Source organism: uncultured Clostridium sp. (assembly GCF_900547735.1).
Lineage (GTDB): Bacteria > Bacillota > Clostridia > Lachnospirales > Lachnospiraceae > Otoolea.
The window spans coordinates 1-23,355 of record NZ_URHZ01000002.1; the positions used below are offsets into that span (position 1 = coordinate 1).

The window sequence follows — 23,355 nt, forward strand, 5'->3', positions numbered from 1 at the left end:
CTCCCTCTCACCATCCCGAACCCCGACCGTCCCGGCGGCGTTCTCATTCCTCAATTAAATCCCCATCCCCGTCATGATATCATATTTTCTCAGAATACCTCTTGTAATTCTAAAAGTTCAATGATATAATGTGTTCATTATTTAATTTAAATCGTAAAAATTGAACATCAAGGAGGCAGCTATGAATAACACCACTAATAATAATGTAAAACGGCAGCTGGACTGGATCACAATGATAATTCCATTTATCATCATCCTTTTCCTCTGTATCAGCTTCGTGTTCCTGCCGGATTCTTCCAAAAGGATTATTGAAGGGATCCGCACTTTCCTGGGCGAGGAGCTGGGTACTTATTACCTGGCCGTAGGACTTGGAGTCTTTCTCCTCTCCCTCTACCTGGCTTTTTCCAAATACGGCGGTATCCGTCTCGGAAAGAAGGATGAAAAGCCAAAATATTCGAATTTTGCCTGGGGCTCCATGATGTTTACCTCCGGACTGGCGGCCGACATCCTTTTCTATTCACTCTGTGAGTGGATTCTCTATGCACAGGATCCCCATATGGCCGAGATGGGTTCCATACAGGAATGGTCCGGTACATATCCGCTGTTCCACTGGGGTCCGATACCGTGGAGTTTTTACGTTGTCCTGGCCGTATCCTTCGGTTTTATGCTCCACGTACGCGGCTGCCATAAACAGAAGTTTTCCGAGGCCTGCCGTCCTCTGCTCGGCGACAGGATAGACGGAATTCCCGGAAAAATCATCGACCTCATCGCCGTATTTGCCCTGATGGCAGGCACAGCCACCACATTCAGCCTGGCGACTCCGCTGATGAGCCAGATCGCTTCCAGCCTGTTGGGACTCCCAAGCTCAAAGTGGATCACAATTGCCATCCTGGTCGTCACCTGTATCATTTACACGTTCTGCGTGGTCCGGGGAATGCATGGGATTATGAAGCTTGCAGCATCCTGCGTTTATCTGTTCTTTGCCCTGCTTGCCTATGTTCTGCTCTTCGGGGGGGAGACAAGATATATCATTGAGACCGGTTTTTCTTCCATCGGAAACCTGGTGCAGAACTTTTTCAGCCTGTCCACCTTTACCGATCCCCAGAGAACCACCTCGTTCCCCCAGACATGGACCATTTTCTACTGGGCCTACTGGATGGTATGGTGTGTCGCCGCTCCCTTCTTTATCGGCAACATCTCTAAGGGACGCACCGTGAAGCAGACCATTCTGGGCGGATATGTATTCGGCCTCGGCGGCACCTTTACCAGTTTTATCATCCTCGGCAATTACAGCCTGGGCCTGCAGGTCTTCGGCAAACTGGATGTAATGGGTCTCTATGCCTCGACAGGCGATCTTTACACGACAATCATCGCCGTCATCCAAACCCTGCCCCTGGCTCCGCTGGTGCTGATTCTCCTGGCGCTCACAATGATCGCCTTTTATGCAACCAGCTTCGACGCCATTGCCCTGGTTGCCTCGTCCTACTCTTACAAGGAACTGGACAACGATGAAGAACCTTACATGGGCATCAAGGTGTTCTGGTCCATTATGCTGATTCTGCTGCCGATTGCCCTGGTATTCAGTGATAATTCCATGGCAAACCTGCAGACGGTTTCAATCATCGCCGCCTTTCCTATAGCGGTGATTATCGTCCTGATTATCGCTTCGTTCCTGAAGGATGCCAGGAAAGTTTTATAACGGCAGCCGTGTTAACCGAAGACCGGCCGGCAACATATATTAAAAGAAAAAGGGATTATTATGCCCGGTTTAATTGACTATATCGCCGCCCAGGGCAGCCAGACATTGGACGAATCTCCATTGTCCGCCGTGGACGGCCTTGTTTTTTCCGCGATGTCCTACATTCACCTCGATGGCCTGATACCGGATGAGCCGGATCGGGCCCCGACCGTAAAAGAAGTCGGGGAAATGATTCTTTCGCTGCCGGAGAGAGAGCGCCTCACCCGGGTCCGCTCCCTGGAAAATCAGCAGTTACTCGAAGCCATGGCCGAAAGTCCGCGTTTTTCCAACCTCCGGCTGACCGGTTTCAGGGATATCAAATCACCGGATCTGGAAATGCAGTTTTCCGCAGTCACCGTTCTGATGGGCGACGATGCCTTTGTCACATTTCGAGGCACCGACGGCACGCTCATAGGCTGGAAGGAAGATTTCAACCTGGGTTTTCTCGATACCGTGCCGGGTCAGTGGGAGGCCTGCAATTATCTGTCCCATATGGCCTCCCGCGTCCCAGGTTCCCTGTGGGTGGGCGGCCATTCCAAGGGCGGCAACCTGGCGGTATTTGCCGCAGCATGTGCCTCGTCCGGCATTATGGACCGCCTGATGGCCGTGTACAATTATGACGGCCCGGGGTTCAGCCAGGCAGTGCTTGCCACCTCCGGCTACCGCGATATACTGCCCCTCATCCGCACCTTTGTCCCCCAGTCCTCGGTAATCGGAATGCTTCTGGGACATGAGGAATGCTATACGGTTGTTTTAAGCAACCGGAAAGGACTGATGCAGCATGATCCCTATTCCTGGGAAATAAAAGACGGCGGTTTTGTCCGGCTGAGGGAAGTCACGCAGAAGAGCTGCCTGGTGGATCAGGCGTTGAAGAAATGGATCACCTCCCTCTCTCCCCGGGAGCGCGAGGCTTTTGTGGACACCGTCTATGAAATCCTCCAATCCTCCGGGGCCAGCCGCACCGGTGAACTGCTGCTCCCCGACAATATCCTGGAAATTGCCAAGAGCCTGCTTAAAGAGTCCCCCGAGGTAACGCTCGACAAGATTCTGCTTCCCCTGATGGCGCTTGTGAGGGCCGCCGGAGAAACTCTGGCATCCTTTTACCTGAACGAAGTCCAGATATGAGCGGATACGGCTTTATATGCCGAAACAGAGGCCGGGAACCCGCATGCTCAGCGGGCAGGTTCCCGGCCTCAATAAAGAAAGAACCGGAAGGGTATGGATACTCTTCCGGTTCTTTCTTTGTTCTCACTTAACTGTGATGTTTGAATAAATGGTAAATATGTTTTTACCGTGGGATTTCGAATAGTATAATGCCTTGTCGGCATATTTGATTACCGTTTGAAGCTCTGTGCTGTCCTCGGGATAAATAGAAGCGCCTATGCTGCAGCCAACGTGTATTTCATTGTTTTCCAAAAGGAAAGGACGGTTGATTTCTTTAATAATGCGCTGGGCTGTGTAATCTACAGCCGATGCCGTGCCGTCCGTCGGAACGGTCAGTGCAATCAGGAATTCATCACCGCCAATCCGGGAAAGGATTTCATTGCTTTGTACGGCTTTTGTAAGCCGGTTTGAAACCTCCGCCAGTAATTGATCACCGATGTCATGGCCATACTGGTCATTCACTATTTTAAATCCGTCTAAATCTAAATACAGGATTGCAAGAGAGTGGGCCGAGCGGTCCAGCGTCCTGCTGCACTCATCAATATAATTTTCAAAGGCCCGTCTGTTTTTAAGGCCGGTGAGGGGATCTGTAATGGCTATGGTTTTCATCTTGTTTAACGCGGCGTCGGTAAGATTCAGGTCGCTGAACAAATTGGAAAGCGCCGATTCGAGATTCTCCAGTTCATAAATTCCGTTGTGCTCCGGCATGGCCGCTTTCTGTCCTGACTTTAGAAGCATCGCTACTTCAGAAAGCCGGTTCAGAGGTTCAGTGAGTTTTCTCGATATCATTGCACCGAGCAGCATGAACAGGAGCAGAAGAAATCCTCCGCTTGCAACAACCAAAAACAGAAGCTGAACGATATTCTTATAGGCAATTCGGATCGGCTGGCGGACGACGACGGTCCATCCGAGGCCATCATAATCGTCATAACCGGTTGAAGTGGCAAAACCGGTCAGATATCTCCGGCCATCCGGCCACGTTATCGAAGCCCAATGACAGTCACCGTTTGTATTGATTTGTGAAAATATCTGAGCCAGTGATTCCCCGATGAGTTTCTGCGGCCCCAGCAAAACATCATCATCCTTACTGAGCACGAGCACTTCCATCTTTTTGCTGTCGCTAAAAGATTCGGTGGTCATTTCAACCCGTTCCTGAGCCCATTCCCAGTTTAAATGAGCGGCCAGAACTCCTTTAAAATTCCCCTCCTTATCATAAAGCGGAGAACTGATATCAACAAAACGAAGCGGCTCCCCCGTTGGATTCGGCAATAAATCCGAAAGCAGCTTGGCATCATGAACATCTCCTATAAAATCTCCTTTTGCCCCTTCGATAAAAACCGGTCTGTCGGAGATATCCACCTCCAACAGAATGTCACCGCTGGAAGCCTTGACTATGCCGTCCGCATCGGTAATTCCAATCCATGAAAAAGAGGGAAACGAATCATGAAGCCGATTAATTAACCTGGACGCAATTTCGTGATTGCTGTCGGATACAAGCGAATCCGCCGCTTCCAGGAGATCAAGCTGGTGATAATGATTCCACATAAACTGATCAAGCTGCACAGAAATCTGCCCGGCCATATCGGTCAGGTTCTCACCTGTCTCAGTCTGCAGCTTATAACTTGAATACAAGCCGATAATTGCCGATACCGTAATAATGATACAGATAATGAGTACCATAAAATACTTGTTTATTTTCGTCTGCAGCTTCTCTGATTTCATAAGGTTCCCGTTCCCATTACAGCATACCGTTGCAATGCTCAAATTGTAAATTTTCCCATTGGATAAGTTCCTATAGCTATTGTTTTCATTCTACCATATCTTACCGGTTCACTCAACTGCAATCATTGGGCAAGTTGAGGAATGAGAACGCCGCCGGGACGGCTGGGGGGGATGGTGAGATGGCGGACAGAGGCACCCCGCAGATACCCGCCCATAAGAAAAAGCAGATATGAAAATATCTGCTTTTTCTTAAACTCCCTCGTCACTTGCGTTTTCCGGCCGCACTGATACGGGACATGGCCCTGGCCAGCTCCATCTTGCTTCTGTGGTACTCCGCAATGGACTGCTTCTGGCGCAGCTGCTCTTCGGCGCGCTCCATGGCCTCTCTGGCCCTGTTGATATCAATCTCATCGGGGTGTTCTGCCGAATGGACAAAAACCTGGACACGGTTATTGATCATCTCGGCAAATCCGGAACCCGTGACAGCCGTGATCTCCTCCCCGTTCTCCGTGATAATCGTCGTCGTACCCGGTACAACGGCAATGATTACGTTCTCATGGTGAGGCAGGAAGGTATGCCCGCCGTCCGTTGCCGGAAGGTTGATAAAACGCGCCCTTCCTTTATAAAACATCTGTGTGCTGGAATACAGTTCTAGGCCGAATGTGGATATCTGTTCCATACTTACCGCCCTCCCGTCTTCTCCTGCTCCGCTTTTGCCTTCACATCCTCAATAGAACCAACATTGAAGAATGCGTTTTCCGGATACTCATCCATCTCACCGTCCAGGATCATCTTGAATCCCTTAATCGTCTCCTTCAGCGGCACGAATTTTCCCGGTACGCCGGTAAATGTCTCAGCCACATGGAACGGCTGTGAAAGGAATTTCTGGACTTTTCTGGCCCTGTAAACCGTTATCTTATCTTCCTCGGCAAGTTCTTCCATACCAAGGATAGCAATAATATCCTGAAGCTCTTTGTATTTCTGGAGGATCTCCTGGACACGTCTGGCCGTCTCGTAATGCTCCTCACCGACTACCTCCGCCTCCAGAATACGGGAGGTGGATTCCAGCGGATCTACCGCGGGATAGATACCCTGCTCCACAATCTTCCTGGAAAGTACCGTCGTGGCATCCAGATGGGCGAATGTCGTGGCAGGCGCCGGGTCGGTCAAATCGTCCGCGGGAACATAAACCGCCTGGACGCTTGTTACGGAACCTTCCTTCGTCGATGCGATTCTCTCCTGCAGTTCTCCCATCTCATTGGCCAGCGTCGGCTGGTAACCTACCGCCGACGGCATACGGCCGAGCAGTGCCGAAACCTCGGAGCCCGCCTGGACGAAACGGAAAATATTATCAATAAACAGCAGCACATCCTGGTGCTCTTTATCACGGAAATACTCAGCCATCGTAAGACCGGTCTCGGCAACCCTCATACGGGCTCCCGGCGGCTCGTTCATCTGGCCGAATACCAAAGCCGTCTTCTCAAGTACTCCCGACTCCTTCATCTCAACCCAGAGGTCGTTGCCTTCCCTGGAACGCTCTCCGACTCCGGTGAATATAGAATAGCCGCCGTGCTCCGTGGCAATATTCTGAATCAGCTCCTGAATCAGAACCGTCTTGCCGACTCCGGCTCCTCCGAACAGACCGATTTTTCCGCCCTTTGCATAGGGCGCCAGAAGATCGATTACCTTGATTCCCGTCTCCAGAACCTCAACTACCGGGCTCTGGTCCTCAAATGACGGCGGATCACGGTGGATTACCCAGTGTTCCTCGTCCTCCAGTCCCTCTCCTCCGTCGATTGTCTCTCCCAGGACATTGAAAAGACGTCCCAGGTTATGATCACCTACCGGAACGCTGATTCCCTGTCCCGTAGGAATTACTTCCATATCTTTATGAAGGCCCTCACTGGCGGCCAGCATAATGCAGCGGACCACATTATTGCCCATGTGCTGGGCGGCCTCCATAATGCAGGTTCTGTCCCCGTTCTGAACTTTCAGGGCATCCCTCAAGTGGGGCAGAACACCGCCTTCAAATGAAACATCCACAACAGGTCCCATGACCTGAATAATTCTGCCTGTGTCCATAATTATCCCTTTCTTTTTTGCGCGTTCGCGCCGCTGACAACTTCCGTGATCTCCTGGGTGATGGCCGCCTGTCTGGCCCGGTTATACTGGATCGACAGATCTTTAAGCATCTCCCCCGCGTTGTCCGTGGAAGAACGCATTGCCATCATACGGGCGTTATGCTCGCTGGCGTATGCCTCCACCAGGCAGCCGTAGATGATGCCGGTCAGATAGTTCGGCACCATATTGTCCATCACTTCGTCCGCAGACGGGAACAGGCTGATATTCTCCTGCATGACTCCCGCCAGCATCTGGGACGGTTCAAAATCAGCCCTTTTGAGCGGAAGGAGCTGTTTCAGCTTTGGTTCCTCTTTCATCGAGTTGACCATCTCCGTAAACAGAATAAACACTTCATCCAGTTCTCTGTTTAAAAAGCCGTCCACCATGGTCTCGGATATCATTCTGGCCCGGTGCATCGTCGGTTTCTGGACCGTATACCTAAAGCTGCCGTCCATGTCCACGCCCTTCACCTTACCGAAATACTGCCGTCCCACGACTCCCAGCACATACAGTTTCCTGTGTCCCGGAAGCTTCAGCCTCTCCTCGGCCATTTTGATGATATTATGGTTGTAAGCGCCGTTTAAGCCTTTATCCGCAGTGACCACAATCAAACCGAATTTCCGTTCTTCCGGAGGAATTTCGGGGCGCTGATCCAGATACCGGTTCTCCTTCTCGGTTTCGGGAAGATGGCGGAGCAATCTGTCCATCGCGCGCTGCACGCCGAAGAAATACGGTTCCGTATCCGTCAGCGTCTTTTTCGCCTTTTTCATCTTGGAGGAGGATATCAGGTACATGGCATTTGTGATCTTCATCGTATCCTGGATGCTCTTCATCCTGGTCTGGATCTCTTTCATACTTGCCATCTGTATCACCTGCCTCTGTCAGCTTTATATTCCTCGGCCGCTTTTACGATTCTGTCAATCAGAGTCTGCGGCAGTTCCTTCTTCTCATCTATTTCTTTTACAATCTCAGGGTGGATCTGCTCAAAATAGCGGAGCATATCTTCCTGGAACTCTTTGATCATCTTTACTTCCACATCCATAAAGAGCCTGTGGGTGGCCGCACACAACGTGATGACCTGCTCATGAAGGCTGAGCGGATGGTAAAGCGGCTGTTTTAAAAGCTCCATCAGTGATTTGCCATACTGAAGCTGATCCTTCGTCGCCGCATCCAGATCGGAGCTGAACTGGGTGAACACTTCCATCTCACGGTACTGGGCCAAATCGATACGGATGCTTCCCGACGCCTTCTTCATCGCCTTAAACTGTGCGGCTCCGCCGACACGCGATACGGAAAGTCCGACGTTTACGGCCGGCCTCATGCCTGCGAAAAACAGATCGCTCTCCAGGAAAATCTGGCCGTCGGTGATGGAGATAACATTGGTCGGAATATAGGCCGACACATCTCCGGCCTGCGTCTCGATGATGGGCAGGGCCGTGATGGAACCTCCGCCCAGAGCCTCGCTCAGACGGCTGGAACGCTCCAACAGCCTGGAATGCAGGTAGAATACGTCGCCCGGATAGGCCTCACGGCCCGGTGAACGCCCTAACAGTAAGGACAGGGCGCGGTATGCCACCGCATGTTTGGACAGGTCGTCGTATACAATCAGCACATCTTTTCCCTTATGCATAAAATACTCCGCCAGAGCAGTTCCCGCATAGGGCGCAATGTACTGAAGCGGCGCACAGTCGCTGGCCGTGGAGGCCATAACCGTCGTGTAATCCATGGCTCCGTATTTCTCAAAGGTGGATACCAGCTTTGCAATGGTGGACGCCTTCTGTCCGATTGCCACATAGATACAGATTACATCCTTCCCCTTCTGGTTCAGGATCGTATCGGTGGCGATCGATGTCTTACCGGTCTGGCGGTCGCCGATGATAAGCTCCCTCTGTCCCCTTCCAATGGGGAACATGGAGTCGATGGACAGGATTCCGGTCTCCAGGGGCTGGTTGACCGCCTGACGGTCGATAATTCCCGGCGCCTCCTGTTCTACGGGACGGTAGTCATCCGTCTTTATCTCACCCTTGCCGTCAATCGGAGCCCCCAGGGCGTCGATAACACGGCCGATGCAGGCATCCCCTACCGGGATTCCGGCTTTCTTACCGGTTCTTGTAACGCGGGTTCCCTCGCCGACCTCGGTATCCTTGCCGAACAGGATACAGCCGATGCTGTCCTGCCGGACATCCTGCACCATTCCCTTGAGGCCCGACTCAAAGGTTACGACCTCGCCGTACATGGCATGATCCATTCCGTAGATTCTGGCAATTCCGTCACCCACGGAGATAACGGTTCCCGTCTCCTGCTCCTTGCATATATCATCATAATTTGCTATTTCCTCTTTCAGTATGGAAATAATTTCATCTGAATTAATCGAACTCACTTTTCTCACCTCCGCGTCAATTGCTGTTTAAGCCTCTTAAGCCGTCCGTCCAGGCTGTAATCATATTCATAATCTCCGGCCTTCAGGACAAAACCGCCCAGCAGCGACGGATCCTTTTTAATCTCAAAAATCACGTCTTTTTTCTGATATTTACTGCACAGAAACTTCTCTATTCCCTGAAGCTGCTCTTTAGAAGGAGGTGTCACGCAGGTAAGCAGGACTTTCATAATTCCATCCTGCTGCCTTAAATATTCCTCGTAGCATTCAAAAATTTCCTCAATTTGTCCTGTCTTTTCATGCAGACAGGCCACCTTCAGAAAATTTCTGACAGGCTCCGGAAATATCCGGTCAATCACCCTCTCTTTCTTGTTCCGGGAAACCAATGGGCTTACCAGAATCCGTCTCAAAGCAGGTGTCTCATTAAGCAGCTTCACAGCCTCTCTTAAATCTTCCACCGGAACAGACAAATCTGCCAGAACGCGGGCGTAATTAACGGATGTCTGTCTCATATTTCTCACCTGCTTTCGCCATTATCTTCGGGTTTCATCACCGCATCCATTGCTGCATTATTCAGGAACTGATCGTACAGAAGCATGTCGTCTGCCTCACGTTCCACGCTGCCGGTCACTTTTCTGGCTGCGGTCAAAGCCAGCTCTGCAATGCGGGACTGGAGGTCAGCCATGGTTTTTTCTTTTTCACTTTCGATATTCTTCTCTGCTTTCCTCATAATGTCTGCCGCCTGATCACCGGCCTCTTTAAGAATCCGATCCGATTCTTCCTGTGCACGCTTTTTCGCTTCCTCAATCATGCGTCCGGACTCGCTTCTGGCATCCTTAAGGGCATCTTCATAACGGCCCTTAAGCTCATTCGCCTCAGCCTCGCTGTTTCTGGCGTTTAAAAGCCCCTCGGAAATCTCCGCCTGCCTCTTATCCATTACGGCAGTCACAGGTTTAATCAGAAATTTTTTAAGTAGAAGACAGAGGATAATCAGGTTAATGATTTCAAAGACAAGGCTCCAGTTTAACTGTAACACTTCTCCCACCTGCCTTTCACATTTATTTTAAGAATAAGATAATTACAAGGGCAATAACGAAACCGTAAATAGCGGTAGCCTCTGCCAGGGCACAACCAAGAAGTAAGGCCTTGCTGATTTTGCTTTCAGCTTCAGGCTGCCTTGCGATGGCTTCCACTGCTTTAGAAGTTGCGATACCGATACCAATACCTGCTCCAATACCTGTAAGTACAGCGACTGCTGCTCCGATTGCGATTAATGTAGACATAATAATACTCTCCTTTTTGTTTGTTTTCTTTACTCTTTGTCCGGACCGTTGTCAGTCCAGTTGTTCCTTAATAAACAGGGCGGTCAGGAAGACAAATACATACGCCTGAATCAGACCGTCAAAAATATCAAAATAAAAACTGAACGGTATCGGCACAATGAGCGGGGCCACCAACTTGATTAATTCCATTACTACGAATGAGCCCAGCACGTTGCCGAAAAGCCGCATGCACAGAGACACGGGACGAATGGCAATCTCCATAATATTGATTGGCAGTATAAACGCCACCGGTTCTGCAAAACTCTTCATGAATCCCTTCATGCCTTTCTTATGAAACCCGGCATACTCGATTACCGCGATGCTGATGACAGCCAGTGCGGCAGTTACATTCAAATCCTTCGTGGGCGGTGTGATGCCTGCGATGCCAATCAGGTTGGCTACGCCGATAAAAAGCGCCGTTGAAATCAGATAAGGAATGTATCCTTTTCCTTCTTCCCCGACCAGATCCAGGAAGAAATCTCTTAAGAACCCAATTGAAGTTTCCAGGAACAACTGAAGCTTCCCGGGATTCTCAACCTTGAGATTCCTTACGAAGATGATGGAAAGGAGAACCAGAACCGCCATGATAAACCATGTCGCCACCACGGACTCGTAAATCGGGATTCCTCCAAATACGGGTATAGTAAATGCGACTTTAGCGTTCAGCTCTTCCATCAGGGCCTTTGAAAGTGTGTCCGTCTTATATCCCTCCCCTTTGAGAATATTTTTTAAGCGCGTCAAAAAGAATCCTTCTTTTAGCAGAGTTTTTTACTTCACCGGAACTCCTATTTTTGTGAAATAAAAAAAACCTCCGCCGGTTTCCTGTAATCGGATTCCCGGAAAAGGTCTCTTGTTTCTTCGCTTTCCCATATTATGTTACTTTAAGCCGAGAAATGCAATAACATTTGGAAAGAAATTTAGTTGTAAAATCCAACAAAATTAAGCATTTTGTACAAATTTCCATACAATCCCAGTAATCTTTAACGCCCTGTTAACACGAAAACCGGAAAAAGAGCATCGTTCCCACCTGAGAAGACAATCTTCTTAAGGTATTTTACGATGCTCTCTGTTTAATTTAATCTTTTAAAGTTTTATCAAAGCGCTTCCGTCATCATCGTCCAGATGCAGGATACCGGCATCACGAGAAACAGCGCCGGAAGAAACGATGCCGCCCTGATTGGTTTTATCTCGGCAACCCTGATGCCCGTCACGAGAGCAATAACGCCTCCGCAGCCCATGAAATCGGCTATCATGGATTCCGTCGCCCAGGGCATGATAAAGCCCGACAGGCTAAACAGAGCCAGATAAATCAGAAACTGCGGTACCGAAATCATGGCCACGCAGGCTCCCAGCGTGGAGGCGAAAATTGCGGCTCCGAACAAATCCAAAACAGCTTTTGTAATAAGCACCGAGGCATCTCCCGTCAGCCCTTCACTCATTGCTCCCATCAGGCCGAGACTTCCCGAACAAATCAGGATCAGCACTCCGGTAAAGCGTTCGCTGAATTCATTGTCCTCCTCTGTCTTATTCCTTTTCACCATCCGCGGCAGTTTTCCCAGCAATTCTTCCAGCTTCATTGTCTCTCCGATGATTCCGCCCAGAATCAGGGAGAGCATGACCGGAGAGAGGGAGGAGGACTTACCAATCAGCGTAATGCCGATTGCAATCGAGCTGATTCCAAAGAATCTGGAAAGGAACTCACACGTCTGCTTTGGAAAAAAGCGGCCCGCAGCGGCTCCGGCCACCCCTCCCAGGGCCACGCAGCCGCAGTCTATTATAATTCCCCAGGGTATCATATCATCGACTCCTTACAGCAGTTTGATCGCATAGCTTGCAATGATGACGGAGGCAATGGTCACCGTGGCAATTCCTGCGGTTACGATCTTCGGCACCAGATAATTACTCAGCGCCGTGTGTTCTTCCTCCGTCTTCCCATATGCCTTTGCAACGTCCTGTGAAATATAGAGCGTGGTCGGAAAACCGTACATGCAGGTCAGGCCGAGGGCAATGGCAAGGTACGGGTTCATTTTCATGAACTTTGCCAGCACAATTGCCACAATTCCGGTAAACAGGCTGCCCAGTCCCAGGACAACGACGATGGGCAGGAGCATTCCAAGCACATCCTGCGGCGTAATATAGGAAAAGTTCTCAAACAGGCTGGCTAATATAAGCACCATAAACAGGCCGGCGCATCCCGTCTTCGCCATGGCATTCTCGTCCAGAAGTCCCAGGCAGGTGAATATGATTCCCATAAACAGGGCCATAACAAGGTAATGGATAACCCCGTTTGTAAATCCGGCCAGGACGTTTGCCACCGATGCCGTAATTGCAAGCTTTGCCAGGATAATCACGCTTGTGCTGAGCGATTCCGGCAGGGTAAATAATTTCTTTTTCGCCCCCTCTGCCGAAACGGCCGAGTTACTGTACAGCGCCAGGTTCCTGCCGTCCTTCAGGAAATCGGCCGCAGCCCTGCGCATCATAATGGTGGAAAGCGGCAGGCCGACGAATGTCTGGACGGTCAGAAGCATGCTGCAGAGAGCCGATAAATGCTCCATCCCTCTGGCGTTAAAAAAGTCACTCATGATGATGACCGCAGAAATGGAACCCGAGAAAATCGGCGCTCCCGCTATCGCCTGCTCACGTCCGATGATCATGGAACCCACGATGATAATACCGATTACTCCGGCGGAAACGGAGACTACGCTGATCACAATCGTCTTCCACTGCCTTGCCAGCTCTTTCAGATTAATCGTCGTCCCCACGCTGGCAATCAGCACGCCGCTTGCCACCGAACCGAGCGTACTTAAACCGGCATCCGTCACGAGTGTTTTCGGAAATCCCAGCCAGAAGTAGGCCAGCAGAAGAATTGCGGCCACAAACGGCTGGGAAAGAATTGCATTCGTCCTGGATGAGCAGAACTCACCGATGGCGAAAACCACAAGTACCGTTGTCAATGCATAAATAGCAACCATAAAAATTACCCCCTTATCCTGTTTCCAGGATCCTTCTCTAGTGTTTTTCCAGCCAGTCCCAGGCGCAATGCGCAAGCAAAGCGGCCCCCGTGACCAGCACCTCCTCATTATAAATTACATAAGGGCTGTGGTTATGCCCCTGTCCTCCCTCACGGCTCCCGCATCCTATGACAAACATGACGGAAGGCACTATCTGCGTATAGAAACCAAAATCGTCCGATACCTGCATTTTATAATCCCCGTCTGTAATAAAACCGGCTCCAAAATGCCTGAGGCTCTCCGAAAAGAAACCGGCCAGCTCCGGATCATTCACCGTGCAGGGACACTGTTCGGCAAAAATAAGCTCTCCCACGGCTCCGAACATCTGCGCCGTACCTTCCACAATCTGCCGCATCCTCATTTTCAGTTTCCGGCATGCAACATCGTCATAGGTGCGCACCGTCCCCGAGAGCCTGGCCGTGTCGGGCACGATATTACTTGCGCTTCCCGCTTCAACCTGACAGACATTTAAAACAACCGGCATGTCGGCGGCCACTTCCTTTACCTGAAGGGACTGAAGCGCCAGGATGATATGCGCCGCCACATTGATCGGGTCGATTCCCAGATGCGGCTGCCCTCCATGGCCGCCTTTTCCCTGAATTCTTATCTCAAATGTGTCCGAGGATGCCAGGAAGGTCCCTGCGGGATAATTCAGATATCCCGTCATAAGCGTCGGCTGTACATGGATTCCAACCGCCGCGTCCACTGCCGGATTTTCAAGAATCCCCGCCCGGATCATCTCCTGCGCGCCTTCGAGCGTCTCCTCCCCCGCCTGGAAAACAAGCTTGACCGTGCCGGAAAGTTCCTTTTCCCTCTCCTTCAGCATCCTGGCCGCTCCCAGTAAAAATGCGGTATGAATGTCATGTCCGCATGTATGCGCCCTTCCCCTGTTCAGAGAGGAAAACGGTAAGCCGCTCTGCTCTTCCATCGGCAGCGCATCCATATCAGCCCTCAAAAGTATCGTTTTTCCTGTTCTGTTTCCCATTTCCGCCACAAGGCCTCCGTGGGGAATTACCCGGTATCCGCATCCCATTTCACGGAGTTTCTTTTTGACGTATCCTTCCGTCTCCGGCAGCTTTGTTCCCAGCTCCGGATGACTGTGCAGAAACCGTCTGTTTTCAATATGGTATCCTTCCAGCCCGCGGCTGTATTCTAAAAAGTCTATGATTTTCTTACCTCCTCCGATTCATTGGCCGGCCGGCTTTTGAATAAAAAAAAATTCTTACCAGACTCAATATAGCATTGGCAAGAATTTTTGTACAATATTTATAATTTATTCTAATATAAAATCAATTTATGCCGGTCTGCAGGCAGCCGTCTAAAAACTCCAGACATGTTTTAGCTGCCCCGGACAGTCTCCTCCCTTTCGAATACACGGCCGCCACTGTGTAAAAGCACGGAGGATTAAAAGAAATCTCCTTATAGGCTGAGCCGTCTCCCAGTTCTTTTTCGTATTGCCCGGCCGAAAACCAGATGTCGTGATAGGTCAGTCCGATACCGTCGTTACACCGGATATGCTGGAAATAAGAGTCCAGCAGAAGCGCTGAAAACTGCGGTTTAATTTTAATCTTACGCTCCGGGAAGGTATCCTGCAGAATCCGGAAAATATAGCTGTTCTTGGGTTCATCCAGTGAAAGGGAAATAAGGGGCTGGCGTTCGAATTCATCCAGGGTGATCGTCTCCCGGCCGCTGAGGGGATTTCTGCGGCTTAGGCAGACGCGCAGCTCTCCCTGAAACAGGGGGTGGATTTCCAGAGATTTTACCATCCCGCCCGTCACGGCAATGATACCCAGATCGATCATCCCGTCCTTTAACTGCGTGACAATCGAGGGCGTTGAACTTTCATTCTCAATCACATGAATTCCTTTATGTTTCTGCCGGAACTCTTCCAGAATGGGCTGAAGGGCCGTGCGCATCTGAATCGAATAACCGATTCTCAGGTTCTCGGTCCGCTCGGAGATAAAATCTTTCATCTCCAGCTCCACATTCTCCAGTTCTTTAATCAGGTGTTTTGCCTTTTCAAACAGGAACTCCCCTTCCGGAGTGAGAACGAGAGTACCGCGGTTCCGGTTCAGCAGCAAAACTCCCATATCCTCTTCCAGGCTGTGCACCGCCATCGTGACGGACGGCTGCGTTACGTGAAGCTCCTCCGATGCTTTTGTAAAGCTCTTCAGCCTGCACACCGCCTCAAAATAGCTCAGTTTCCGAAAGTCCATCCTCTTTCACCTTCTCCTTCGCCGTCAACAGAACCTAAAATCCGAAAAATGAATTCACGCCGGACACCAGTCCGTCCGCGAGCTGGTTCAGCATATCCGTGGAATGGCTGGACGCCTTGTCACCCAGTTCGATATCAATGCTCGGAATCGTCGAGAAGGAGGTCTGCGTCAGATCCATCTCCATGCTCCCGCCCGAAAAAATCTTATTTCCCGCGCCCTTCAGTCCCGCTATCAGCGCCTCGCCCAGTTTATTGTGCTGCTGCCAGTGGGAGGCTACCGGCTCCATGGCCCGGTAAGAGGCGTTGTTTGGAACGCTCATGAAAAAGCACCCCTTATTGCTGCTGGTGGAATCCCAGTGCAGGGCAATATGGCAGTCCGCATTGTTATTGGCAATTACGGTCCTCGCAATATTATCAAGCTGTACATCGTCCGACTCGCGGATCATCAGCACGTCGTATCCCTGTGCAAGAAGACGGTCTTTTAAGATCTTCGCCATCGCCAGAGTCACCTTGCTCTCCGCCGTGCCGTCTGCAAATGTCATGCCGCTGGAAACGGCAACGGCCGTAGTTGCTCCGGCACCGGTCGTGCCGCCCGTCACCTTCGCGGTTCCGTCCGGATGGCAGAGGGTTTTCACGCTGCCGCCGCCCTTTGTTCCGTGGCCCGCGTTGACGCAGACCGTCTTATTCTTTCTGGAAGCCGCCGTGCTCTTATAGAGGACGGCCTTCCCACTGTTGATCTTGGAAAAATCCGCATATTTGTACCCGCTCGACAGGCCGATCTCGGTTCCCGATGAAGTGGATGCCGAAGCTCCCGTCTCGGTTCCTGCGGATGATGTACTCTGGCCGGACGGTTTTCCGGCAGGCTGTGAGGCGCTCAGATAGGCGGTTGCCACATAGCGTTTCTGTCCGTTTACCAAAACCACGGTCCAGTCCCCATTCGTGGAAACGCGTTCCAGCTTATCTCCGTAATGGAAATTCGTTACAATATTGCTGTCTTTAATCTCTTCCGACGAACGGCACCTGAGTACGTCACAGTTTACATAAACCGTGTCCCCGGCAAAAACCGTCTGGGCCGAACCGGCCAGCAGCATGGCTGTCACGAGGGCAGCCGTCCACTTTAGCTTTGTTCCCGATATGTTCTTACGATTCATTCAATTCTCTCCTTATAAGAGCCGGAAGATACTCCGGCCATATGATTCATGCTGCACATTTTCCAGTATAATGCATTCGGAAGGCGGTTTCAAGCGTCTAAAGGCAAAGGCTTCCTTACGATTTTATGACGCCCTGAAGCGGCTTAGTGCCTCCGCCACAGGCTGCACCATACCTGAAACAGCCGCAGCAGGATTGTTACCATTCATTACCGTGAAACTTGTTTTCGATGTCCGTAATCAGTTTTTTCAGCCCGGTAGACAGGAATTTGTCTTTATGGTAGACGATTTTAAAGCTTCTTTTCAGCGAAAAGTCATTGATCGTGATCTGATTGACCTCCTCATGATGCCTCAGCAGTGACTTGGAAAGAATCGAAACGCCCTGCCCCGAGGCGACGATATTAATAATGGAGTCTGAACTGTGGCAGATCCATTTTTCTATAAACGAAATCCCTCTTTCCTCCATCAAATCGGTAAAAAATTCCCTTGTCCCGGAACCTTCCTCCCTCAATACGAAATCTTTTCCCGCCAAATCGGTAAGGTTTACAGACGATATGCCGGCAAACGGATGCGTTTTTCCGCAGATCAGAACCATTTCATCCTCATATACATCTTTGAATATCACATTTTTCGTCTTGACTTTTCCCTCAATCACGGCGACATCCAGAATTCCTTCTGAAATCTTACGGATGATATTCATAGAATTATCAATATAAACACGTATGCTTACATTCGGGTTTTCCGCCTCATATCCGGTGATGATATCACTCAGGAAATAGCTGCCCACGGTCAGGGACGCTCCTACATGGATGCACTGCTGGCTGGACGCATGATACAGAAACTGTTCCAGCTCCTGATAAGTCGTGGTAATATGTCTGGCATATTCCAGAAACTCCCGGCCCGTTTCCGTTATGTAAAGCTTCTTGGAAAGCCGTTCAAATAATTTGACGTGGTATTCTTTTTCTATCTGCATAATCGCGTGGCTGACCGTCGGCTGTGTAATATACAGCTTTCTGGATGCAATTCCCATCTGTCCGGTCTCGGCCACCGCGATAAAAATCTCAAAATCACGGATTGTCATAATCTCTTCTCCTTTGTAGGTCCCCGCAATGCATAGATAATCTGCTATGAGTTTATAACAAGTTTAGCATTTTACGAATGGCAGGGCAAGCTCTATAATAGACTTAAAATAGCTGCTATTACCAGCTAAATTTTGACCAGCCGTTGCACTTCAGCCCGCAGGGCAAAAACAGGAAAGGAAGTAAACGAAATGAGAAGCTCAAAAACCTATCAGCTCAAAACAGCAGACATAAATAAACTTTTTGATGTCCTGAAAGAAAAATATGCTATTTATGCGCCTGTCAGAATTCCTTCCGGAGGAAGATATGCCGGACAGGATTCTATTCTTTACAAGGAGATTGAACGGTATGAAGATATTGAATTCCGCGAGAGATCCACATATGCAATGAAAGAGGTTATCACACCGATTACGCAAACCTTATTTTATTTTACCGACGACGAATTCAGGGAAAGCAAGCTGGAGGAAACAAGAGATTTTCTCATTTTCGGAAGAGCCTGCGATATTAATGCAGTAAAAATTCAGGACCAGATTTATTGCGAGAACGGCGGTATCGTGGATCCTTTCTATCAGAGAAGAAGGGAAAAGGTAAAATTTGCTCTGATGGAATGTCCGGAAGAGTTTGACGGCTGCTTCTGCTGCAGCGTGGGATCCAATGTCACAGACATGCACTCCATCGCATTTTCCTTTGGAGAAGAAGGGACTTATATTGAGGTAAAGGATGAGAGCTTCGGCGATTATTTTGCAGGATGTGAGGAAGCCGATTATGAAATCACCTTCCCGGTGGAAAACAGGCTGAAAGTTGATTTTCCGGTGATTGAGTCTCTCGATATGGCGAACAAATTAAAGGAGCATCCGATGTGGGAGGAGTTTGACGCCAGATGTATCGCCTGCGGGGCCTGTACCGTCGCGTGCAGCACCTGTACGTGTTTTGAAACCACCGATATTATTTATACGCAAAACGGAAAAGCCGGAGAAAGAAGAAGGACCTGCTCTTCCTGTATGGTGGACGGATTTGACCGTATGGCCGGCGGGGCCTGTTTCAGACACAAAATATCTGAAAAATACCGCTATAAAATCTTACATAAAGTATATGGACATGACGCCCGGTTCCATACCGGCCCGATGTGCGTGGGCTGCGGAAGGTGTTCGGCCAGATGTCCCCAGCTCATCGGATATCCCGAAACACTGAATAAGCTGTCAAGGGCAATTGAAGAAATAAAGCAAGAGGAGGAAGTTTGCCATGCTTAATAATCCGGTAAAACCACAGGCACATAAAATCATAGATATTTTTAAGCAGACGGAAGCGGAATGGACCTTCCGAATCGAAAATGAACTCCCCATCCGGCACGGACAGTTCATGCAGCTTTCCCTGCCTAAAATCGGTGAAGCCCCCATCTCCATCAGCGGCTTTGGCGACGGATACGCCGACTTTACAATCCGAAAGGTTGGAAAGGTAACGGATGAACTTTTCGGTTTAAAAAAGGGCGGCACCATTTTTGTCAGAGGATGCTACGGCAACGGCTGGCCAACGGAACAGCTAAAGGGTAAAAATGTTGTGATTATCGCGGGCGGAACCGGCGTTTCACCGGTCAAGAGCCTGATCAACCAGCTTTATTCCGATCCCGGCTATGCGGAGGAAATCTATTTAATCCTCGGCTTTAAGAATTCTCAGAGTATTCTGTTTACGGATGAGATAGAACAATGGAAAACGGCCCCGAAGTTCCACGTCATCCGTACGCTTGACAATGAGGACTATCCAGGCTGGAACAAGGGAATGGTCACCGGATTTGTGAAGGATATCCCGTTTGACTCCTTTGGTGATAATTATGAATGTCTTGTAGTGGGACCTCCCATTATGATGAAATTCGCCGCCAAAAGCCTGCTGGATAGCCAGGTTCCCGAGGATAAAATCTGGATGTCCTTTGAGCGGAAAATGTCCTGCGCCATCGGCAAATGCGGGCACTGCAGAATTGACGAAACGTATGTCTGTCTGGACGGTCCCGTCTTTAATTACACGATTGGCAAAAAGCTGGTAGATTAGGAGGTAAATTGCGGTGAGCGATATCAATATAGGTAAATTGAGAAATAATTGTTTCCGTCAGTCCAAGGTGGCAGGCGAATTTATGCTGCAGCTTCGTGTGCCGGGAGCGGTGATCGATGCAAAATGGCTGGATCTTGTCAGCCACGTATGCAATACCTGGGGCAACGGTTCTTTCCATCTTGGAATGCGTCAGACCTTAAATGTTCCGGGAATCAAAGCGGAAAATATTCCGGCTGTGAACGAATATATACGCCCCTATCTGGAGGCGGTTGAATGTGATATGTGCGATGTGGAGATGGATACGTCGAATGGCTATCCCTTTATCGGGCCCAGAAATATCATGGCCTGCATCGGAGGCATCCACTGTATCAAGGGTAATGTAAATACGCAGGAAATGGCGCATAAGATTGAAAAACTAATCTATCCCAATCCATACCATATCAAAGTTTCCATAGCGGGATGTCCCAATGACTGCGCCAAGGGTCATTTCCAGGATTTTGGAATCATCGGCTGCACGAAGCCGATTTACGATATCGACCGGTGTATCGGCTGCGGAGCCTGCGTCGATAAGTGCAAAGGAGCTGCAACCCGGGTTCTCTCACTGAACGACAAAGGGAAGGTTGATAAAGATCCCTGCTGCTGCGTTGGCTGCGGCGAATGCGTCATCGCCTGTCCCGCCGGAGCATGGAGACGTCCCGATAAAGACTTTTATAAGATTGTCATCGGCGGAAGAACCGGTAAGCAATATCCCCGAATGGGAAAAATGTTTGCAAACTGGCTGACGGAGGAAAGCGTTCTGGCCATCATGAGCAACTGGCCGAAATTCTCCGAGTGGGTTCTGGGCGGCAAACCCGTCTACCTTCACGGCGGCCACCTGATTGACAGGGCCGGGTATCAGAAATTCAAAGACTTTATGCTGGATGGCGTGACACTGAATCCGGAGGCGTACATTGCGGAAACAATCAATTGGGCCGAGACGGAATACAGGAGCAATATTCATGTTAAACCGTTGGAAATGCATGAAACGGTGAGATAAGAAAATGTGATCGCTCATTCTTTATTGAAAATTTGTCTTATATATAAACATTAAAAACGATCAGCCGGAGACGGCTGGTCGTTTTTATGTTTACTGTTGTTCCGTTGTTCTTTTACTGTTGTTTCATTGCTCCTTTACTGTTGTTCCGTTTTCGCCATTCCATTTTCCGTTCCTTTATTGCCACTCCCATTTTCCCGTCCTCAGCTACATTTTCCGGACTTCCATCGCCTTCATTCTCATGATACAATCAGTATAACTTACATTTTATTCAAACCGGTTACCGTCAAATGTATCACAGAACCAAAACTTGCATAGTGACTACGGAAGATACTGTGAATTTCCATTGAAAAAGGAAAATTATCATGAAGAAGAAAATATCTATTGTTTTTACCGCACCGGTATCACCAAGCCTGGTACCCAATCTGACCCGGGATCTGCGGCTTGTGTTTAGTGATGCCGTCGAAATATCCGTAATATACAGCAGTGAACTAAAAGAAAATGAACAGTTAAACAGTGACGTCATCCTTATTATGCGTCCGGGAATTATGAAGCTACTCCAGAATCACCTGCCGGATTCCGGTAAGGTGGTGCTCGTAACCCGCACCATATCCGAGGATGCCGTCTACCAGCTCTACGATATTCCCGCAGGATCACGCGTTTTAGTTGTGAATGATTCCCGTGAAACCACGGCCGATACGGTAGCTATGCTCTGCCAGCTCGGGATCGCCCATCTGGAACTGATTCCCTACCTGGATGCGGAGGCCGACTTTTCCGATATTCAGTTTGCCGTCACTCCAGGGGAGGCGCGGATGGTTCCCCGCTCTATTCCCAATATCATTGATATCGGAGACCGCCGCCTGGATATGCAGACCTTTCTGGATATGCTCCCTCTTTTAAACCTCAGTTCGGATTCCATCAGCCAGGCTCTAATCCGATACTCGGAAAATAAGCTTGAACTGCATACGGGAATTAAGAAGCGCTATATCCAGAGTTACATGCTCAGTGAAACGCTGACTCAAATACTGAGTCTCCAGAAATCGGGAATTATTGTTACGGATGCCCAGTATCATATCAGCTATTGGAATATCGAGGCGGAACGTATTCTGGAAAAAGCTCCGGGAAACCATCTTAACCTCTCCCTCTGTCTTCCTTCCGATATTGCGGGGCGTTTAACTGCCTCTTCTTTTACCGATGATCTCTTCACCCTGGGCGGAAGCTCCTTTATGATCAGCCGTATCCCCCTGCACACGATGGGCCAGATTTCCGGCTACTGCCTTACCTTTGAATCCGCTTCCCAGATCAGAAAAAGCGGAAGTGAGTTAAGCCGGAGGCTGCGCAACCAGGGACTGTCCGCCAGGTATTATTTTGACGATATTATTTATAACAGTCCTGCAATGGAACACTGCATTACACTTGCAAAAAGAGTGGCGTCCAGCGATTACACCGTATTGATCACGGGTGAAACCGGCACGGGAAAAGAACTCTTCGCCCAGGCCATCCACAATTATTCACCCAGAAAAAACGGCCCGTTCGTAGCGGTGAACTGTGCCGCTCTGCCCGAAAGTCTCCTGGAAAGCGAATTGTTCGGATATGAAGAGGGCGCATTTACAGGAGCCCGCCGCGGAGGTAAAATGGGGCTCTTTGAGCAGGCCGACGGCGGTACCCTGTTTCTGGATGAAATCGGCGACATGCCTTATTCTCTGCAATCCCGGCTCCTCCGTGTACTTCAGGAACAGCAGATTGTGCGCATCGGAGGAGGCGGCGCCATCAATATCAACGTACGGGTTTTAACTGCCACCAACCGTAATTTAATGGAATTGACAAAAGAAAAAAAGTTCCGGGAGGATCTCTTTTTCCGTCTAAATGTATTTCCGCTCTCACTGCCTCCGCTCCGCCAAAGAAAGGAGGACATCATACCGCTTTTCTCATCTCTCAGCGGTATCAAAACACAGATGCTTGAACCGCATATAAAAAGCCGCCTGCTTTCCTACCGATGGCCGGGCAATGTCAGAGAACTCCGCAATGCGGCAGATTATTACCAGTTGATGGGAAACCTGGAATGCCTTCCTGAACCCGAGGAACCGGAGATTTCCTGCAGCCCTGCGGACGCCTCCTCCCCCGCCCGCATTGCCGAACAAATTCTGGATATTGTCCGCGCCTTTAACGGACTTAAACAGACCATCGGACGGACCGGGCTTATCACGGAAATGGAGAAGAGAGGATTTACAATCAGCCAGAAACGAATGGAATATTTTATTAAAATGCTTCTGGATTCCGGTTATATTACCCGCAGCAGAGGACGCAGCGGAATTTATCTGACGGAATCCGGCAAACGGCACTTCACTAATGCCGGTATTAACTTCAAAACGCTCTGCTAAT

General features: G+C 49.7%; 21 protein-coding genes. 6 read left to right on the plus strand and 15 right to left on the minus strand.

Annotated features, from left to right (window positions below; genetic code table 11):
* The first annotated feature begins 181 nt into the window (after nt 1–181).
* Together QZT18_RS00800 and QZT18_RS00805 are read left to right on the plus strand one after the other, a co-directional pair.
* Entirely contained in the window at nt 182–1,699 is a 1,518-nt protein-coding gene (locus QZT18_RS00800) for a BCCT family transporter (protein WP_294143576.1), read from the plus strand.
* Nucleotides 1,700–1,759: 60 nt separating this feature from the next.
* Nucleotides 1,760–2,863: an Mbeg1-like protein gene (locus tag QZT18_RS00805; RefSeq protein WP_294143577.1), complete on the plus strand. Its 1,104-nt coding sequence runs from the start codon at nt 1,760–1,762 to the stop codon at nt 2,861–2,863.
* 123 nt (nt 2,864–2,986) lie between these two features.
* Here QZT18_RS00805 and QZT18_RS00810 read toward each other — a convergent pair whose 3' ends face one another.
* The 15 genes from QZT18_RS00810 to QZT18_RS00880 all read right to left on the minus strand — a co-directional run bounded on the left by QZT18_RS00810 (nt 2,987) and on the right by QZT18_RS00880 (nt 17,899).
* On the minus strand, nt 2,987–4,624 hold the full coding sequence (locus tag QZT18_RS00810; RefSeq protein WP_294143578.1) for a diguanylate cyclase domain-containing protein: 1,638 nt from the start codon (nt 4,622–4,624) through the stop codon (nt 2,987–2,989).
* Nucleotides 4,625–4,886: 262 nt separating this feature from the next.
* On the minus strand, nt 4,887–5,303 hold the full coding sequence (gene atpC / locus QZT18_RS00815) for an ATP synthase F1 subunit epsilon (RefSeq protein ID WP_294143579.1): 417 nt from the start codon (nt 5,301–5,303) through the stop codon (nt 4,887–4,889).
* A gap of 2 nt (nt 5,304–5,305) precedes the next feature.
* Nucleotides 5,306–6,706 (minus strand): F0F1 ATP synthase subunit beta, encoded by a 1,401-nt coding sequence (atpD, locus tag QZT18_RS00820; protein ID WP_294143580.1) that lies wholly within the window; start codon nt 6,704–6,706, stop codon nt 5,306–5,308.
* Nucleotides 6,707–6,708: 2 nt separating this feature from the next.
* Nucleotides 6,709–7,608 carry an ATP synthase F1 subunit gamma gene (atpG, locus tag QZT18_RS00825; RefSeq protein ID WP_294143581.1) on the minus strand — a complete coding sequence of 300 codons (900 nt, stop codon included), beginning with the start codon at nt 7,606–7,608 and terminating at the stop codon, nt 6,709–6,711.
* 5 nt (nt 7,609–7,613) lie between these two features.
* The gene (gene atpA, locus QZT18_RS00830) at nt 7,614–9,134 is read right to left on the minus strand and encodes a F0F1 ATP synthase subunit alpha (protein ID WP_366925769.1); all 1,521 of its coding nucleotides are present in this window, start codon (nt 9,132–9,134) and stop codon (nt 7,614–7,616) included.
* Nucleotides 9,131–9,634 (minus strand): ATP synthase F1 subunit delta, encoded by a 504-nt coding sequence (atpH, locus tag QZT18_RS00835; protein ID WP_294143583.1) that lies wholly within the window; start codon nt 9,632–9,634, stop codon nt 9,131–9,133. The genes atpA and atpH overlap by 4 nt, the downstream gene beginning before the upstream one ends.
* 5 nt (nt 9,635–9,639) lie before the next feature.
* Nucleotides 9,640–10,158 carry a F0F1 ATP synthase subunit B gene (gene atpF / locus QZT18_RS00840; RefSeq protein WP_294143584.1) on the minus strand — a complete coding sequence of 173 codons (519 nt, stop codon included), beginning with the start codon at nt 10,156–10,158 and terminating at the stop codon, nt 9,640–9,642.
* Nucleotides 10,159–10,180: 22 nt separating this feature from the next.
* A complete protein-coding gene (atpE, locus tag QZT18_RS00845; RefSeq protein WP_003497424.1) occupies nt 10,181–10,405 on the minus strand; it encodes an ATP synthase F0 subunit C in 225 nt (74 codons plus the stop codon).
* Between the two features lie 51 nt (nt 10,406–10,456).
* Entirely contained in the window at nt 10,457–11,119 is a 663-nt protein-coding gene (locus QZT18_RS00850) for a F0F1 ATP synthase subunit A (RefSeq protein ID WP_125143224.1), read from the minus strand.
* Between the two features lie 419 nt (nt 11,120–11,538).
* Nucleotides 11,539–12,240, minus strand: coding sequence for a DUF554 domain-containing protein (locus QZT18_RS00855; protein ID WP_294143585.1), 702 nt, complete (start codon nt 12,238–12,240; stop codon nt 11,539–11,541).
* A 12-nt stretch (nt 12,241–12,252) separates the two neighbouring features.
* Nucleotides 12,253–13,416, minus strand: coding sequence for a hypothetical protein (locus tag QZT18_RS00860; RefSeq protein WP_294143586.1), 1,164 nt, complete (start codon nt 13,414–13,416; stop codon nt 12,253–12,255).
* Nucleotides 13,417–13,453: 37 nt separating this feature from the next.
* Nucleotides 13,454–14,641, minus strand: a complete 1,188-nt coding sequence (locus QZT18_RS00865; protein WP_366925772.1) for a M20 family metallopeptidase — start codon at nt 14,639–14,641, stop codon at nt 13,454–13,456.
* Nucleotides 14,642–14,744: 103 nt separating this feature from the next.
* On the minus strand, nt 14,745–15,671 hold the full coding sequence (locus QZT18_RS00870) for a LysR family transcriptional regulator (protein ID WP_294143587.1): 927 nt from the start codon (nt 15,669–15,671) through the stop codon (nt 14,745–14,747).
* Between the two features lie 34 nt (nt 15,672–15,705).
* Entirely contained in the window at nt 15,706–16,821 is a 1,116-nt protein-coding gene (locus tag QZT18_RS00875) for an N-acetylmuramoyl-L-alanine amidase (RefSeq protein ID WP_294143588.1), read from the minus strand.
* Nucleotides 16,822–17,017: 196 nt separating this feature from the next.
* Nucleotides 17,018–17,899: a LysR family transcriptional regulator gene (locus QZT18_RS00880; protein WP_294143589.1), complete on the minus strand. Its 882-nt coding sequence runs from the start codon at nt 17,897–17,899 to the stop codon at nt 17,018–17,020.
* Nucleotides 17,900–18,088: 189 nt separating this feature from the next.
* Between QZT18_RS00880 and asrA the strand changes: the two genes are divergently transcribed.
* From asrA to QZT18_RS00900, 4 genes are all read left to right on the plus strand, one after another.
* Complete coding sequence (gene asrA / locus QZT18_RS00885; RefSeq protein ID WP_294143590.1) at nt 18,089–19,147, plus strand: anaerobic sulfite reductase subunit AsrA; 1,059 nt, start codon at nt 18,089–18,091, stop codon at nt 19,145–19,147.
* The gene (gene asrB, locus QZT18_RS00890) at nt 19,140–19,940 is read left to right on the plus strand and encodes an anaerobic sulfite reductase subunit AsrB (protein WP_294143591.1); all 801 of its coding nucleotides are present in this window, start codon (nt 19,140–19,142) and stop codon (nt 19,938–19,940) included. The genes asrA and asrB overlap by 8 nt, the downstream gene beginning before the upstream one ends.
* A 13-nt stretch (nt 19,941–19,953) precedes the next feature.
* On the plus strand, nt 19,954–20,976 hold the full coding sequence (gene asrC, locus QZT18_RS00895; protein ID WP_294143592.1) for a sulfite reductase subunit C: 1,023 nt from the start codon (nt 19,954–19,956) through the stop codon (nt 20,974–20,976).
* A gap of 362 nt (nt 20,977–21,338) precedes the next feature.
* Nucleotides 21,339–23,354 carry a sigma-54-dependent Fis family transcriptional regulator gene (locus tag QZT18_RS00900; RefSeq protein ID WP_294143593.1) on the plus strand — a complete coding sequence of 672 codons (2,016 nt, stop codon included), beginning with the start codon at nt 21,339–21,341 and terminating at the stop codon, nt 23,352–23,354.
* The last annotated feature ends 1 nt before the right edge of the window (nt 23,355 follow it).